At 62.9% G+C, this 15,923-nt stretch carries 10 protein-coding genes; 3 read left to right on the top strand and 7 right to left on the bottom strand.

The annotated features are described in order from the left end of the window. Nucleotides 1-350: 350 nt before the first annotated feature. Nucleotides 351-1,685 (bottom strand): type VI secretion system protein TssA, encoded by a 1,335-nt coding sequence (locus tag PUT78_RS17420; RefSeq protein WP_274353552.1) that lies wholly within the window; start codon nt 1,683-1,685, stop codon nt 351-353. A gap of 60 nt (nt 1,686-1,745) precedes the next feature. Then, the gene (locus PUT78_RS17415; RefSeq protein ID WP_274353551.1) at nt 1,746-2,297 is read right to left on the bottom strand and encodes an OmpA family protein; all 552 of its coding nucleotides are present in this window, start codon (nt 2,295-2,297) and stop codon (nt 1,746-1,748) included. 265 nt (nt 2,298-2,562) lie between these two features. Here PUT78_RS17415 and PUT78_RS17410 point away from each other — a divergent pair, with 265 nt between their 5' ends. The 3 genes from PUT78_RS17410 to PUT78_RS17400 all read left to right on the top strand — a co-directional run bounded on the left by PUT78_RS17410 (nt 2,563) and on the right by PUT78_RS17400 (nt 7,606). After that, nucleotides 2,563-3,510: a peptidoglycan-binding domain-containing protein gene (locus tag PUT78_RS17410; RefSeq protein ID WP_274353550.1), complete on the top strand. Its 948-nt coding sequence runs from the start codon at nt 2,563-2,565 to the stop codon at nt 3,508-3,510. A gap of 384 nt (nt 3,511-3,894) precedes the next feature. Next, nucleotides 3,895-5,598, top strand: a complete 1,704-nt coding sequence (locus PUT78_RS17405; protein ID WP_274353549.1) for a caspase family protein — start codon at nt 3,895-3,897, stop codon at nt 5,596-5,598. Nucleotides 5,599-5,608: 10 nt separating this feature from the next. After that, the gene (locus PUT78_RS17400; protein ID WP_274353548.1) at nt 5,609-7,606 is read left to right on the top strand and encodes a hypothetical protein; all 1,998 of its coding nucleotides are present in this window, start codon (nt 5,609-5,611) and stop codon (nt 7,604-7,606) included. A 230-nt stretch (nt 7,607-7,836) separates the two neighbouring features. Here PUT78_RS17400 and PUT78_RS17395 read toward each other — a convergent pair whose 3' ends face one another. The 5 genes from PUT78_RS17395 to tssH all read right to left on the bottom strand — a co-directional run bounded on the left by PUT78_RS17395 (nt 7,837) and on the right by tssH (nt 15,915). Then, nucleotides 7,837-11,115, bottom strand: coding sequence for a beta strand repeat-containing protein (locus tag PUT78_RS17395; RefSeq protein ID WP_274353547.1), 3,279 nt, complete (start codon nt 11,113-11,115; stop codon nt 7,837-7,839). 217 nt (nt 11,116-11,332) lie between these two features. Further along, a complete protein-coding gene (locus tag PUT78_RS17390; protein WP_274353546.1) occupies nt 11,333-11,713 on the bottom strand; it encodes a hypothetical protein in 381 nt (126 codons plus the stop codon). Next, nucleotides 11,710-12,486, bottom strand: a complete 777-nt coding sequence (locus PUT78_RS17385) for a hypothetical protein (RefSeq protein ID WP_274353545.1) — start codon at nt 12,484-12,486, stop codon at nt 11,710-11,712. The genes PUT78_RS17390 and PUT78_RS17385 overlap by 4 nt, the downstream gene beginning before the upstream one ends. A 141-nt stretch (nt 12,487-12,627) precedes the next feature. Next, on the bottom strand, nt 12,628-13,098 hold the full coding sequence (locus PUT78_RS17380; protein WP_274353544.1) for a hypothetical protein: 471 nt from the start codon (nt 13,096-13,098) through the stop codon (nt 12,628-12,630). Nucleotides 13,099-13,149: 51 nt separating this feature from the next. Further along, nucleotides 13,150-15,915, bottom strand: coding sequence for a type VI secretion system ATPase TssH (gene tssH, locus PUT78_RS17375; protein WP_274353543.1), 2,766 nt, complete (start codon nt 15,913-15,915; stop codon nt 13,150-13,152). Nucleotides 15,916-15,923 lie beyond the last annotated feature (8 nt).

Below are 15,923 nucleotides of genomic sequence, written 5' to 3'. Positions count from 1 at the left end.
CGACGCGTTGTAGCTGGACCAGTTCGTCGTGCGGTAGCGGGCGGGAAATGGCTTGCTCATGCAGCGCGTCTAACAGCATGGATTCGCGAAGTGAATCCTCCGTCGTCAGACTTTTGCAACAACGCCCACCACTCCACATCATGGGTTAATTTTTATCCATGATTTGTGACAGCATCAAAAACTGTAAGCGCGAACTCTCGAGGCGAGAGTCTCGTGCAACAGGAAACCAAACTGGCAACCAACATCAAGGAATATCTGCTCGACATTGTCAGTAACGCGAACCAAATCAGCCGCGGCAATCAACTTGGCAATGCACTATGAGCCACTTCGCTGCAGGGGCAGTCCCCTGATCAGTCATCTCTTGGCGGAAACAATTCTGCCAGAATGGCTGAGAAACTTTGGTTAAGATAGCCGCGCGCGCGCGTCAGCAGCAGCGGAATTGGGCTTGAAGGTTCGGTGGCTGCGAAAAAGCGTTCCAGCGCGCTCATCAGGTTCGCTGCATCGCCGCGGGTGGTGACGACAGGCGGTTCGGCTGCAGCTTCTTCGGGGCTGTCAGTGATGTCAATATCCGACAGCGCACGCATCCGCTCCATTGTCAGCACAAAGCCGGTGTCGCGGCTGAAATCGATGCGAGCATCGTCAAAGCGGTCCGGCACCAGCAGTTGCAGTGCTTCGACCAGAGGGCGGCCCTGCAATTGTCTGGCCTGCCGGACCAGAACGAAACTGGGCGAGGATGGCTCATGCCGGGAGAAATACCCTTCAAGCGCTTCCAGCGCGTGGCGGGCCTGCAGGGCATTGGCAATACTGCCCGGAGCGGCGGCGGCGGGTGCCACAGGCGCACCTGCGCCCCCGGATACGGCCGCCCCCGCTGCGGCGATGGGGGCTTCGCCCACGCCTTCACCCGTGGTCGCGCCCTGATCGCCCGCATCCCCGCCCGCCAGATCCGGGCGGGCGTCATGCAGCAGCGTGATCATCGCGTCAATCTGGGCCTGCACCTTTTCCAGATTGGGCCGGAAGGGGCGGTCTTCATCCAGCAGGCAGGCATGTTCCACCCGGCTCAGCCCGTCTTTCAATCGCCGGATCAGGGCATGGCTAGCTGTCACCTGATCGGCATTTTCAGCCGCGCGCAACGCGGCCATCAGCGTGTCGATCTCAAGGGTCTGACCATCCTCTGCCACCGGGTTGCGCCGCCCGTCGGCAATGGCGAATTTGCGCCAGCTCAGCATATTCAGGCGGCGGTCCCTGGCCAACGGCATGAATTCCAGCGGCAGGCGCATGGTGGCAGCCCCGTCAAGCATTTCCAGCGCATTGCAGCGGTCGATTTCATCCTCAATGGTGCGGGGGTGAACCTGCGAACCATAGTTTTCCAGCAGACCTGCCATCAACTCGATGCAATCAACCAACGCTTCAAGATGACGCCCCACGGCACAGAATTGTGCCAGCCAGGCCAGCACGCGCAGATCGCGTGTGCGTTCCAGCAGCGCCGCAGCCGCAGCAAGTTCGGCCTCCAGCTTGATCGTGCCCGGTTCAACCCGCAATTTGCCAGCCCCGTCAAAGAATTGCTGCGGCAGGCGTTCTTCGGCATCAAGCAGATAGGTATCCAGCGCGTCATCCATCGCCTCGAACAGGTCAGGGCCACAGGGGTCATCAGGGCTGAGCGGTTCCAGAAAGCGCTGCAGGCTCATGGGGGATATCCTTGCAGGGGAAAAGCAGACCCCGGAGCACCGGAGTCTGAAACCGTCAACTCAGTCGGGGGTCTGGCGCAGGATCGCGCGCAATTCAACCCGGCGGTTGTCGCTGTCATAGGGATCAGGCAGGCGGGGCTGACTCTGCCCAAGGCCCACAGCTTCCAGCCGCAGAGGGTCGATACCTTGCGCGTGCAGGAAATCATGCACAGCAGCCGCGCGGCGCTGCGACAGCTCCAGATTGTAGGTTTCCGTTCCATGGGCGTCAGTATGGCCCTCAATACGGAAATCCGCCGCCTTCAGTCGGGCATCGCGCAGCGCGGTGGCGAATACGCCAAGCGCGTCCTGTGCCTGCGGCGTCAGGCGGTCGGAATCGAATTCGAACCCCACGCGCATGTCGAGACCCGCCAGTGGTGCAGGGGCGCAATCCTGCGGCGTGCCGATGCACACAGCGCGCGCGGCCCCCAGATCGGCGGTGGCAATCAGCGCCTGCACAATATCTTCAACACTGTCGGCGGATTGGTCCACGTCCTGTGCGGCGGCCATAAAGGGCAACAGCGCCATGCTCAGCGCCATCAGGCCAGCCTGCCAGCGCGCGCGATGTGGGGTCATGTCCTTATTCTCCTGCATGAAGGCCGGATTCCGCGCAAACCGCAGCCCGGGCCTGAAGACATTGTAAAAAATCCCGAAAAACCACTCTATGACACACAGTGTAGCAGATCTGATCTGAGGGGACAAACCGACAATGCATCGGTGGGCTATGTGTGAGGAGCATGCCCGCGGGAGCGGGCGTGGACCGGCGGCCAGCCCGCTGAAGACAACTAGCGACGCACATCAGGGACTCGTACGAGAACGGTTTTCGCGCTATAATAGGGCTATGATACCAGCCATTCACCCCCATGCCCCGCGCACCTGCCTCGCCTCCAAATCGCCGCATCCACCGCTGCGCGCGCTTGCAGTAGTGGTGCTGAGCATGGCACTGCCCGGCATGGCACCGGGCCAGACCAGTGCGGCATCGGATTTGGAGGAGATACCGGTTTTCGATCTGATCTATATCGAAGACCCGGTCGCGGAACCCGCAGTCCCGACCATCCGTGAGCAAGTTATCCATGTGGCGGCTATACGCGAGAGTACAGCGCGCGCATCAGCCCTCCGGGAGAATGCGCTGCGCGAAACAGCCCTGCGTGAAAGAACCCTGCGTGAAACGGGGCAGCGCCCGGCGGATGCCCCTTCCCCCCTGCCGCCCGATCTGTCGCTTGTCGCCAGCCCCGCGCCCCCGGACCGTCACCTGATGCCTGCGGCTGGTCCTGCCAGCACCCCGCCCGCCGATCCGGCGCTGCGGCTGGCGTCGCTGGACGCACCAAGTGCAGCAGTCGCGGGCGTGGGCGCGCGCCGCCGTATTATCGGTACTGACATCACCGATACCGTGCCTGATCTGGAAATCGGCCCCGTGATGGACCCGGTCGAACTGGCCATGGCCTTGCAGACCGAATTGCAGCGCGTGGGTTGCTACAGGCTGCGCATTGACGGGCAATGGGGGCCGGGTTCGCGCCGAGCCTTGCGTAACTACCTGACCCACAGCGATCAGCGCACCACCACCGAAGAACCGACATCCGCAGTCCTGCAGATGGTGCGCGACAGCACCGGCGAAATCTGCCCGCCCCCTGTGGCGCAGGCTCCGGCGCGTGTGACGCAACCCGCGCGGGCGGCCCCCACCGCTCCGCCGCGCCAGGCAAGCCCTGCACCCGCGCCAGCACCAGCCCCCGCCCCTGCGACGGATACTGGTAGCCGACTGCAAGGAACCATCCGGGGCGGGTTCCGCTAAGTCGGTTGCGTGAATGCGCATGGCCTGATCATGTCAGGTGAAGCCCCCTTTTTGCGAGTTAGTCCGGTCTGAAACAGGTGTCGGCGGCGCATAAAGCCGCGCCGCCGACGGGGTTCGCCCTTTCCTGGCGGGGTCATGTTCCGGCATCGGTGACCAGTCCGCAGGCTGACGGAGCTGCATCGCGGGTCCATCGGAAATGATACGGATTCAGGCAATATGCCCCGGCGCTGGCTATCCGTATGGCGCGCGCGCACAGGTCACCCCACGATATGGTGAAAATCCGCATATTGGCCATGGAGGGACTCGCCTGTCATCGGGATTCGCGCTAAAATCGGCACCGTGGCGGTATTCGTGTTCATGTCACCTCGGTTTCAGGAGATGTGCTTGTCCATCGCAAGGTTTTTCATGGCCTCACTGGCGGCGCTGGCGCTGGCGCTGCTGCATGCACCTGCCCCTGCGCTGTCACAGCCGCAGGACCGGCGCATGGCGCTGGTGGTCGGTAACGGTGCCTATACCCATCTTGAAGCCCTGCCCAATGCCACCCGTGACGCGCGCGCCATCGCCCGCGCACTGGAGACACAGGGCTTTGAGGTCACATTGCTGCTTGACAGCACGCACGCGGGTTTTGCCGACACGCTGGGGCAGTTCGCGCACGCCGCCGCCGGGGCAGATGCGGCGCTGTTCTACTTCTCTGGGCATGGGTTCCAGAAATCGGGGGTGAATTACCTCGCCCCGGTCGATGCCGTGCTTGACACTCCCGCGATGGTTCCCGCGCAGACGCTGCGCCTTGACGATGTAACTGACCGGATCAGCGCGCAGGGACGGCGCAGCATCATCCTGCTGGATGCCTGCCGCAACAACCCGCTGCCTGCGGCGCTGCGCGATGATACACCGATGGGACTGGCCGTGCCGGAAACCGGGCGAGACACATTCGTGGCCTTCGCCACCCAGCCCGGCAACCTTACCTATGATGGCCGCGAAGGCGATAACAGCCCCTTCACCAGCGCCCTGCTGCGCCATCTTGGCACCGAAGGCCAGCCAATTTCACAGATGATGATCGAAGTGCGCAACGAGGTCGAGGCAGCAACCCTCGGCCAGCAGATCCCCTGGGACCAGTCTTCGCTGACCGCACCCTTCTTCTTCAACCCCCTGCAACCCACTGCAGAAGATCTGGCCGCACTGGCAACGATGTCCGCAGTGATGCAGGACCGTTTCCTGCGCACATGGCGCGCACAGGGCGCGCAGATTCCGGATGAAGTCATCAGTGCCGCCATCGGTGCGGATAGCGGCGTTACGCAGGCCGCCGCCGTCATGCTCCCGCCGGAAAGTCCGCTTGCAGATGCAACGGAATTACCGGATTTCGCGGCCTCGCTGATCTTCATCGACGATGTCGACGGGACCGGCGCATCTAACGGACAGGCGCAGACCGCGGAGACCGCGCGCCCTGATGCTGCGGGCAGCGGCAGCATTACCCTAGCCGCGCTGGCCCCGCTACCCGGGGCGGGCAGCGATATAGGCACCGCGCGCGCAGTGCCAATGCAGCAGCTTTCGGCCAGTGATATCCTTGCCACCGGGCAATCTCCATTCATTCCTGATGCACCGATCGAATGGCTGGCCGCCCTTGATCCCGCGCGCATTCCGGACCTGCGCAGGCCTGATCAGCCGGACGGGCGGCAGCGGATCATCGGCATTGATGTCACCCCGCCCGGCATGGACCTGCCAGAAATGACCGCGCAGGAACTGGCCACGGAATTGCAGACTGCCTTGCAGCAGGTGGGCTGTTACCGGATGCAAATTGACGGGCAATGGGGGCCCGGCTCCCGCGGGGCTCTGCGCAATTACCTGACGCATAGCGGGCAAAGCACCAGTGGCGAGGAACCGACGCCGGAAATCCTGATAATGGTGCGCGCCAGCACCGGCGCAATCTGCCCGGCCCCGGTGGCGCAGGCCCCCAGCCAGCGCGCGCGCACCACCACCACGCGGGCACCGGCTCCGGCATCCCCGCCGGTACAGCAACAAGCAGCCCCTGCCACACCTGCCGCACCATCAGGGTCGCGCATGCAAAATGCGCTCCGTTCGTTCCGCTGAGGACTTCCATGTGAGTCAGCTCGATCCCCGTTTCCTGCAAGCCCGCAGACAGGCCAGTCTGCGCCATCGCCGCAGGCGCGGGTGGCGGGTGGCGGGAGCACTGGCGGGATCGGGTATTCTGGCAGGGCTGGCGGCGGGTTGGCTCCTGCTGGAACATGGCCCGCGGGGCACGGATCAGCCCCGTCCCCCGCCGGACCAGGCCGGGATGCCCGGCCCGGATCTATCCAATGCCGATACACTGCCCGCAGAAACCCAAGGGGCTGCTCTGCCTGCACCACCACTGACCGCACAGGATATGGATGACGCATCTTTCCCGCGCGGCAGCATCGATCTGCCCGGCGACCCGCTGCTGTTACAACTAGGCGGCGGCGGTGGAGTCGCGTCCGCCCGTCTGCCCCGCCCCGATATCTTGCCGCCTGATCGCGGACAGGGTGAAATTCTGGTCATTCAAGCACCACTGCTTGCTGCGGGGGAACGCCTTGCCGTGACCCTGCCATCCAGCCAAGATGACTTTGCCATCTTTCAGGCACAACGCCAGCGCATGATGCAGCGCCCCACCGCCCCGGCAGATGCGCGCACCCTGCCTGCCAGTACCCGCACACCACGCAGCGTGGCCGAGGCCCGCGCGCTGGTGGAGCATGGGGCGGGAGGAGGCCCAGGGTCAGAACGGGGGGCGGATGCGCTTCCGCTGATCCCCACACATGCACGCCAGCGCCCTTTCATGGACAGTTTCCTGCGGCTGTCGCGCGATAGCGGTCTGGCAAGCCTGCTGGAAAACGAAGGGCTGTCCTCAGACGAGGCCCGCCATGTCGCGCAGGCCGCAGCCGAAGCTCTGGGCCGGGATCATCTGCAGGCAGGCCAGATTTTGGCCTTGCGGCAGATGCGTCAGGCATCAGGGGTTACGGAATTTGCCCAGCTCGCCATCTATGACGGCGATCGTTATCTGGGGGCGCTGGGGCGCGGGGATGCCCTGCCCCGGCAAGGCGGGCCAGACCCGCAGCCCCCCCCGGCGGGTCCGGAAATCGGCACGGCCGCGGACCCATGGCTACGGCAGGATCTGCCTGCGCTGCTTGCGGGCACGGCGCAGGCAGGCGCACAGGGCACGGCCAGCCCGCGGGTCATGGATGCGCTTTATGCCGCGGCCCTGCGCCATGGCCTGCCGCCGGGGCTGGTCGGGCAGGTGATCATGCTGCTGGCGCAGACCTACAAGCTGGACAGCGATGCGACGCCCGAAGACCGGCTGACGCTGCTTTACAGTGCCATGCCGGGAGGGGGTGATGGCAGCACACAGGCCTCTGATCTGGATCAGCTGATCTATGTCGCGCTTGACGGCGACAGCGGAACCCGGCTGCGCTGCTATATCCACCGCCCCGACCCCGCCCGCGCCCCGGCCTGCTATGGTCCTGCCGCCGCCGGGCAGGCCAGTGCCCCGCCGCGCAGCGAAACCCAGGCCCTGACCGGCGGCGGTGCCGTGGAACAGCTGGTCAACCGCATCATTCAGATCGAATCCGCCGGGCGCGCCGACGCACGCAACCCGCTGTCGACAGCCACCGGGCTGGGGCAGTTCATCGAAAGCACCTGGCTGCGGATGATGCGCACCTATCGCCCGGATCTGACGGCCACACTGTCACGCAGCGAATTGCTGGCGCTGCGCACCGATCCCGACATCTCGCGCGAGATGGTGCTGAACCTGTCCCGCGAAGGCGAAAGCTATCTGCGCGCGCGCGGCCATGAAATTACGGCGGGGCGGCTTTATCTGGCACATTTTCTGGGCATGGAAGGGGCGCATACAGCCCTCAGCGCCGCGCCGCATGAAGATCTGCTGACCCTGTTCGGGGCGGGCGTGATCAATGCCAACCCGTTCCTGCGCGGGCGCGATGCGGGCTATGTCGTGGAATGGGCCGAGGCAAAGATGCGCGGCGCGTCGGGGCGGATCGCGGTTATCCGCGAGCCAGAGGGGCTGGCCGCATTTCGCACGCTGGTTGACCGATTGCTGGCTGAGCTGTAACCGCCCCTTCCGGCTCCTCCTGCCGCACCGGCAGATCATGCGAATTCACGCAGAAGGCGAAACAGGCGCATGGTGCTCGGATGCCACCCTGCGGCGGACCGATGGTGCAGGCGCTATCCCTGCCCGCGGGTCCGTTTCAGGCTAGGCGCCGGTGTATTTCCGCAACCCACCCAACGCAAAGGGCACACGCCCGTTCCGGCGCGTGCCCCCTGGCCGCATATCCCACCAGATCAGAAATTCAACCGCACCTGCGCTGTCAACCCATAGCTTTCCAACCGACCGCTGAATCGCGCATCACCACGCAGGGTGGCAGTCAGCTGTCGTACCGGACCCGCCCCTTCGCTGAACAGTTTGACATAGCTCATGCCCAGGCTGAGTTCGCCATAGGCCCCCAGCGTGCGGGTATCCAGATCAGTGGTGGCCCCCCCGCCGGCCAGCCCGAAGCGCGTCCGGCGCATACGCGCAAAGTCATTGTAAAGTGTAGTCGTCACGAACCCCGTGGTGGCCGACTGCGCTTCCTCGTTGACATGACTGCGCGCCAGCGACAAGCCTATGAAACCGACTTTCGAAGTATGCGGTTCCGCAGTCAAGGTCGCGGCAATGGTTCCCGGTGGGTCGAGCGGATCAGTGGATGCAAAGTTCAACGTGCCGGAACCAGTGCGCGTGATGGCAAAGCCTGCAGTGGGTGCCAGGGTGAATCCGTTCTCTAGGGAATGGAAATAGGTCACACTGCCGCTGAGCGTGGTGCCACGGGTCCGGATCGTGGAGTTATCAAGACCCAGATCAAGGTTTGTAAAGCTTACTGAGGTGCGTTCGTGACGCAGTTGCAGATCGCCCACCCAATTGTCCCGTTCGGCCACAACATAAACCGCTGCGTAGCGCTGGTTGAAGCTGCCGGTAATCGGTGAAAGCGGCATGGTCAGATCAGGCTGAAGCGTGATCGGATCAAAAGCGAAGCGGTTCTGCCGGGTGCTGCCGGTATTCTCGCCCAAGCTGACCCCGAAGGCATATTCCAGCCCACCCGGACCATCATCGATGCAGCTTACATCAAATCCGCCCTGGATACCGCGATAACTCAGCCGCGATGTGCTGGGCACCGTGACGCCCGTACCGCCGAAATTGGTCGTGGTATCGGCGGTGGCCCGGCCCATGATGCCGCGCGCCCAGGCGCCCGGTGTGCAGCCGCCCACAGCGTCGAACAGAACCCGGCTGACAAAGGGGCTGGAGGGGCGGTTGACCACCGAACCGATGACCGCCTGTACAGACCCCAGCGTCCCCGCCACCCCACCAAGCGAGGTGTTGGGCAGAAGCTGCATGCCGATACTGTCCGCGTCCTGGGTAATGGCGACATCCATCAACCCGCCACCGGGCAGGCCCGTCACACTTTGCAGGTCAAAGCCGGGCAGGAGTCCCGCCGTCTGGACAAACACGATCCGGTTCGATTGCAGGGCAAGCCCGCCCACGGAGGTGAAATCAACATTGAGTGTGCCGCCCATGGTGCCTGTCGTCTGGAACAGATCGGAGACACCCGCATCCAGCACCGACAGATCCGTATTCAGGCGCAGCTGGGTGTCCCCGGACACGTTCCCATTGACCAGCACGACATCGCCTGCCTGCCCGGTCAGGGTGCCGATCTCGGACCCTGCAGTATTGACCAGCCCGCCATTTGCTTCGATGGTCAGCGTGCCAGTGCCTGCGCCATGGACCAGCGCGATCGTGCCGCTATTGGTGAAGACACCGCCAGTGCTGCCCACTGTCGCCGTTCCGCCACCGATGTCGAAATTCAGATTGCCGCCTGCGGCATTGGTGAATGCCCCTGTCGCGGTCAGGGCAGCGCCGCCCAGAGCGGTCACAACACCGGTATTGTTCACACTGGTGGTCGTTGTCACTGTCCCGGCATTCAGGTTCAGCACGTCATTATTGATCAGGGCGCCGATTCCGCCAAGATTGCCGGTCACGGTCATGGTGGCGTTATTGGTCACAGCGCCATTGATCGTGCCTTCGGCATTGGTGACTGCGTTATTGGTCACATCGCCATTCACTGTGCCATCCGTGCTGAAGCTGCCCCCGTCAACACTCACCGCACCGGTGATGGTGCCGGAATTAACGGCCGCCCCGTCATTCACTGTCAGATCGGTATTCAGATTGCCGCCTGCATCGATATTCAGCGCGCCGCCATCCAGCAATGATGCCGCGCCGTTCACAACGCCACCGTTCGCGACGGTGGCAGTGCCGCCCGTCACCTCAATACCGTCACCGATGGTCCCGCTGTTCGTCAGCGCGCCCCCGCTGACAAAGGCGCGCCCGGTCACACTCGCGCCTGCCGCCACTGTCGTGGTGCCATCCGTGTTGGTCAGCGTGCCACCAATCGTACCCGCGTCATGATTAAGCGTGCCTGCATTTTCCGCATTGCCGCTGATCGTGCCGGTATTGGTGAAGACACCGCCCGCCAGATTGCCGAGCGAAGCGATTGTGCCCGCATTCATGCCGGTCCCCGCATTGGTCACCGCATCCGCTATCGCCCCCGCGAGGTTGTTGAACGTGCCGCCGGCCTGATTATCCACATCCGCCAGCGTGCCGCTGTTATCAACATTGCCGCCGGTGATCGTGGTTGTGCCGGTCACACTCGCGCCCGCCGCCACTGTCGTGGTGCCATCCGTGTTGGTCAGCGTGCCGCCAATCGTACCCGCGTCATGATTAAGCGTGCCTGCATTTTCCGCATTGCCGCTGATCGTGCCGGTATTGGTGAAGTCACCGGTCGCGAGGTTGTCGAGCGAGGCTATCGTGCCGTCATTCATGCCGGTCCCCGCATTGGTGACCGCATCCGCTATCGCCCCCGCAAGGTTGTTGAACGTGCCCGCCGCCTGATTGTCCACATCCCCCAGCGTGCCGCTGTTGTTGAGCGTGCCATTCGCCACAACGGTACCGCCGGTAAAGCTGTTGGCACCGCTCAGCAGGACGGTCCCCGCGCCATTGATCTGCAGCCCGCCCGCGCCATCGATATCCCCCGATATTGTCAGGACCGAATCCCCATCGGTCGTGATGACGTCACTGTCAACGGCCAGCGTCAGATCAGCCCCGATCCCGGCAGTGGTCGCGACGCCGTCCAGCGTGATGGCGGCAGGCGCGGCCCCGTCAAGGATCAGGGTGCCGTTATTCACATCGAAATCGCCATTCAGGGTCAGGCTGTTGATGGTGAAACTGTTGCCGTCAAGGTCAATCACTTGCGGTCCGCCAACAGCGACGGGGACCACAACTGCGGCGGTATTGTCATCGGGAACAGTTGCCGGGTTCCAGTTGGCGGCCGTGCCCCAGTCCCCGCCTGTGCTGGGATCGTCCCATTGCTGCGCCTGCACTGCAGTGCCTGCCAGAACCAGCACCAGCGCTGTCGTGCCCAGAATGGCACGGCGCCGGGCAGGCGGCCTGCGCAATGTGATTGTTCCGGAATCTGGTTGCATGAGTGTGTTACTGGTGTCGGACTCGGTCAGGATCGGGTGACGGCGGGCCATGGTATTCCTTCCAAATCAAAACCACGCAGGCGGGCGCTGCGTATGAATATTTTACTGTCAGCCTAGCGCCATGCGCAGCATCGCTCAACACCGGATTGTGAAAGGGGCCGTGTTTCCACGACGGATGGCGCGAATGGGGAACGTTCGTTGCCAAGCAGCAACAGTCATGGGGGGATCCCCCCCCGGGGGCTCAGTCAGATATCCGGCATCGGGCCTGTCATGCGTCACAGGCCGGGGCCTGCAGCGTAAATTCTGCAAACAGCAGGACACGCGCGCCCGACGGCAGGGGATATCCCTGCGCTGTGGCATCCGAAATAAGGGTCATGTAGCTGATGATCGGAACGCCTAGAGCCCAGATGATGAGAAGGCTGAAGAGAACACGATGTACCCGCACATCCGCACTTGCGCTCAGAAACGGCAGTACGGCAATCCCGGCCATGCCCATCATCCAGAAAGATGTCTGATCAACTGTCAGCGGTGTGGTGCAGCCCGCTATTTCCAGCCGCAATGCGCGGAAATCAGTCCAGCCCCACCAGGCCGCCCATAAAAACAGAAGGGCAAAGATGCACAGCCCGCCGATGGCAACGCTTCTGCTCATCGGAAGCGGATGCTCTGGCGGACCGCCTTATCGATGAACCATCTTTCCCAAGCAGCAATCTCGCGGGCGAGTCGGGCAAAGGGCCGTTCGGCCTGAACCTGCACTGCCTCAATTGCCAGGATGAGCTTTTCGGTCAATCCGTATTGCCTGTCCAGCCGGTCAAGAAGGATTCCGCTGGCCACACCCACAAAGATTGCAGCAACAAGGGGACCGGCCACCACAGTCGTCAGCGTACCCACAAGGATGCCCGCCAGAACCCCGGCCCCGGCCGCAACGAAGAACTTGATCATATCAGCGGCAATATTGCCCAGAAGGCTGCTCAGCCGGGGGTCGTCGCTGGTCATCAGATGTTCAACGACATTCAGCGCGGTATAGGCTACAAAGACAATTCCTGTCACGCGCCCGGCCGCGCGGGCAATCGATCTTGCACCCACAGTGATATGGGCAACCTGCGGATTGGACGCCAGATAGCGTGTGCCGCGCAGGACCGGTCTTTGTCTGGGGTTGCCCTTCAGAATCAGATATTGCTTGCCAGCATGGGTTTTCACATAGGCACGGCCCGACAGCCCCAGTGAATTCTTGACCTGTGCCACCCCATAGGCATCAACCCCCGCCGAGGCCAGCGAGACCATATCGAGGCCAGTTTCCTCGGCTATTCTTCTGTCAAGTTCGACAACATAGACCAAGGCCTGTTCGACATCATATGAATTCGTGCTGCCGGTGATGGTGTAATTGGCTGTCTGAAAGCCGGCGCCGCCAAAATTATCCGCCATATACTGTCTCCAAATCTTGTCAGATCGCCAGCCTACCCCGTCTGGGGGCCGGGTCAAGGTCAGAAAACCTCAGTCGCAGCCTCGATGCAAATACCTCGGCAGCAGCCGGGAACGGATCATCCCGACACCAGACGTTTTGTATCATGTTACGCTGGCGTCAAAGGCCTCTTTGACAGCTTTTTCAAAGCCTTTCCTGATAACAAACTGCTTCACCTTGCTGTTGGTAATCATCACGGCAGCAGCACCGGCGCCCATTCTGACCCCTCTTGCAAAATAAGCGGCATAAATCCCGTCTGCTATCAGCCCACTCGCAAAGTTCTGGAACATCTGCATGGCCATCTGGTTGAAACTGGGATCGCGCGACAGAATACCGACGTCATAGCGCCCTGCCATCGCAACCTCAACGACAGATTTGTTCTTAAGGCTGAGCGGAGACAGCTTGGCCGCTGCCCATTCACCCCAGGACACCCGGCCATCCTTGTTGCCATCGTAATCATCAAAGAATGAAATCACGATCACAGCATTATTGCCGATGAAGCCCACTGCGCCAATAGGCTCGGTGCCCCTGGCCGTCCGTCCTGTCACGACATGCCACGAAATAGTGTCTGCCATTTTTCATTTCCTCCAATGTTGAAATATCCTGTTTACAGTTTGCTATGCTGCTCACTCTATCTCATACACAAACCCGTCCGCGCCCATATCGACGCGCACATCTGAAAATTCCACGCCTTCCAGCGTGCGGGTCAGCACCGCGCGCGACAGGTCGGGCAGGATGGTGTTGGTGATGATATTATCCACCATCCGCCCGCCCGAATCCGGGTCGCGGCATTGCGCCACGATATGGTCCAGAACCGCATCAGTATAGACCATGCTGGCGCCATGACCTGCCTTCATCCGGCCCACGATGGCGTTCAGCTTCAGCCGCACGATACCCGCCAGCACTTCTGTGGATAGCGGGAAATAGGGGATGGTCACGATCCGGCCCAGCAGGGCGGGCGGAAAGACCGCCTGCAGATGCGGGCGCATCGCGTCTGACAGCGTGTCGGGGTCGGGGCGGGTTTCGCCGCGCGCGGCCATGTCCATGATGACATCCGTGCCGACATTCGAGGTGAGCAGGATGACCGTGTTCTTGAAATCGATCCGGCGCCCGGTGCCATCTTCCATCATCCCCTTGTCGAAAACCTGAAAGAACAGCTCATGCACATCGGGATGCGCCTTTTCCACCTCATCAAGCAGCACGACGGAATAGGGTTTGCGCCGCACGGCTTCTGTCAGCCGCCCGCCTTCGCCATAACCCACATAGCCCGGCGGTGCGCCTTTCAGCCCCGAAACAGTATGCGCTTCCTGAAACTCGCTCATATTGATGGTGATGACATTCTGCTCGCCGCCATAGATGGCTTCGGCCAGCGCCAGCGCAGTTTCGGTCTTGCCCACACCCGACGGGCCGCAGAGCATGAACACCCCGATGGGCTTGCCGGGATTGTCGAGTTTGGCGCGGTTGGTTTCAATGCGTTTGGCGATCTGAAGAAGCCCGTGATCCTGCCCGATCACCCGTTCGCGCAACCGGTCAGGCAGTTCCAGAATAGCACGCAACTCATCCGTGACCATGCGCCCCACGGGAATGCCGGTCCAGTCGGAAATCACGCTGGCCACGGCCTGTTCATCGACATGGGCATAGATCATGCGCCGGTCCGCATCGCCTGTTTCCAGATCAGTGACCCGCGCGCTGAGGGCCGCGCGCAGGCTGTCTTCGTCGGGGGGGGTGGGTTCATCTGCCGCCTGCCCGGAATCCCCGCTGCCCGGTTCCTCCTTGCCAGACTCATCTTCGTCGGCATCTGCCGTATCCGTATCTGCAGGCGTATCCGCCCCGGCGCCCGCTTCCGCACGCGCCTGCACCAGCTTTTCGCGCAACGACAGGATACCTTCGACCAGTTCCTTCTCGCGGGTGTAATCAGCCTCGGCCGCCGCCAGTTTATCGCCCAGCCCGGTCAGTTCCTCTGCAATCTCGGCCAGTCGCGCTGTGTCCTGGGTGCCCAGATCGGCTTGCGCCTCCTGCGCGGCCTGTTCACGTTCCAGCGCCTCGATTTCGGCGCGCAGATCGGCCACCATGGCGGGGGTTGCGGACTGGCTGATCGCCACCCGCGCAGCGGCCGTATCCAGCAGCGACACGGCCTTGTCGGGCAATTGCCGCGCCGGCAGATACCGCGCCGACAGGTTCACCGCCGCCACCACCGCTTCATCGGCGATGCGCACCTTGTGATGCGCCTCCATGGGGGCAAGGATGCCGCGCAGCATGGTGCAGGCGCGCATGATCGAAGGTTCATCCACATTCACTGGCTGGAAACGCCGCGTCAGCGCAGGGTCTTTCTCGAAATGCACCCGGTATTCGGCCCAGGTGGTCGCGGCCACAGTGCGCAGCGTGCCCCGCGCCAGTGCCGGTTTCAGCAGATTGGCCGCATCGCCCGTGCCCGCAGCCCCGCCTGCGCCAATCAGGGTATGGGCTTCATCAATGAACAGGATGATCGGCGTGGGGCTGGACTGCACTTCATCAATCACCGAACGCAGGCGCTGCTCAAACTCGCCCTTCATCGACGCCCCTGCCTGCATCAGCCCGATATCCAGCGCAAACAGCCGCACGCCCTGCAGCGCGGGCGGCACATTGCCCGCCACCAGCGCCTGCGCGAACCCTTCGACCACGGCAGTCTTGCCCACCCCCGCTTCCCCGGTCAGGATCGGGTTGTTCTGGCGCCTGCGCATCAGCACATCAATGATCTGGCGGATTTCCTCGTCCCGGCCCACGATCGGGTCCATCTTGCCCGATTCCGCCTGCGCGGTCATATCCACGGCAAAGCGCCCCAGCGCCGTGCTGCCGCCGGGCGCACCCGCGCCGCCCCCGTCACCCGTGGCCGCACCCGCCCCAAGGCCCGTGCCATCCATCGGGCGCATGTCTTCCTCTTCGGAGCCAGCCCAGAGCGTGCGCGCCTCTGCGGCTAGATGATCAGCTTCCAGCGTGCTCAGGAGCGGGCTAATCTGGGCCACCGCACGATAGAGGTCGCGGGTGCGCAGCACTGCCACCAGCACATGCCCGGAGCGGATCTGTGATTCACCAAACAAGAGCGTTGCATAATGCCAGCCTCGGTCCAGCGCATCGGTCAGATGGCCGGAAATGCCGGGCATTTCGGTGACATTGCGCCGGAACCCCGCAATCGCCTTTTGCAGGTCATTCATCACCTGCCCGCGATCCACCCCCATCTGCTGCAGCGTGACCGAAACATCCGAGCGTTCATTGGTCAGCAGATGATAGAACCAATGCGCAAGCTCCACATGACGGTTCCCCTCGCCCTTGGCATGGCGCAGCGCCTTCATAAAAGCGTCATACCCCACACGGTTTAGTTTGCCGGCAACGGTTTCAAGACTGATTTCAGACATGGAAAAAC

This window comes from Roseinatronobacter alkalisoli (assembly GCF_028745735.1).
In the GTDB taxonomy this organism is placed as follows: domain Bacteria; phylum Pseudomonadota; class Alphaproteobacteria; order Rhodobacterales; family Rhodobacteraceae; genus Roseinatronobacter; species Roseinatronobacter alkalisoli.
The sequence above is the reverse complement of the archived record's forward strand: the minus strand, read 5'-3'. Positions and strand labels throughout refer to the sequence as shown.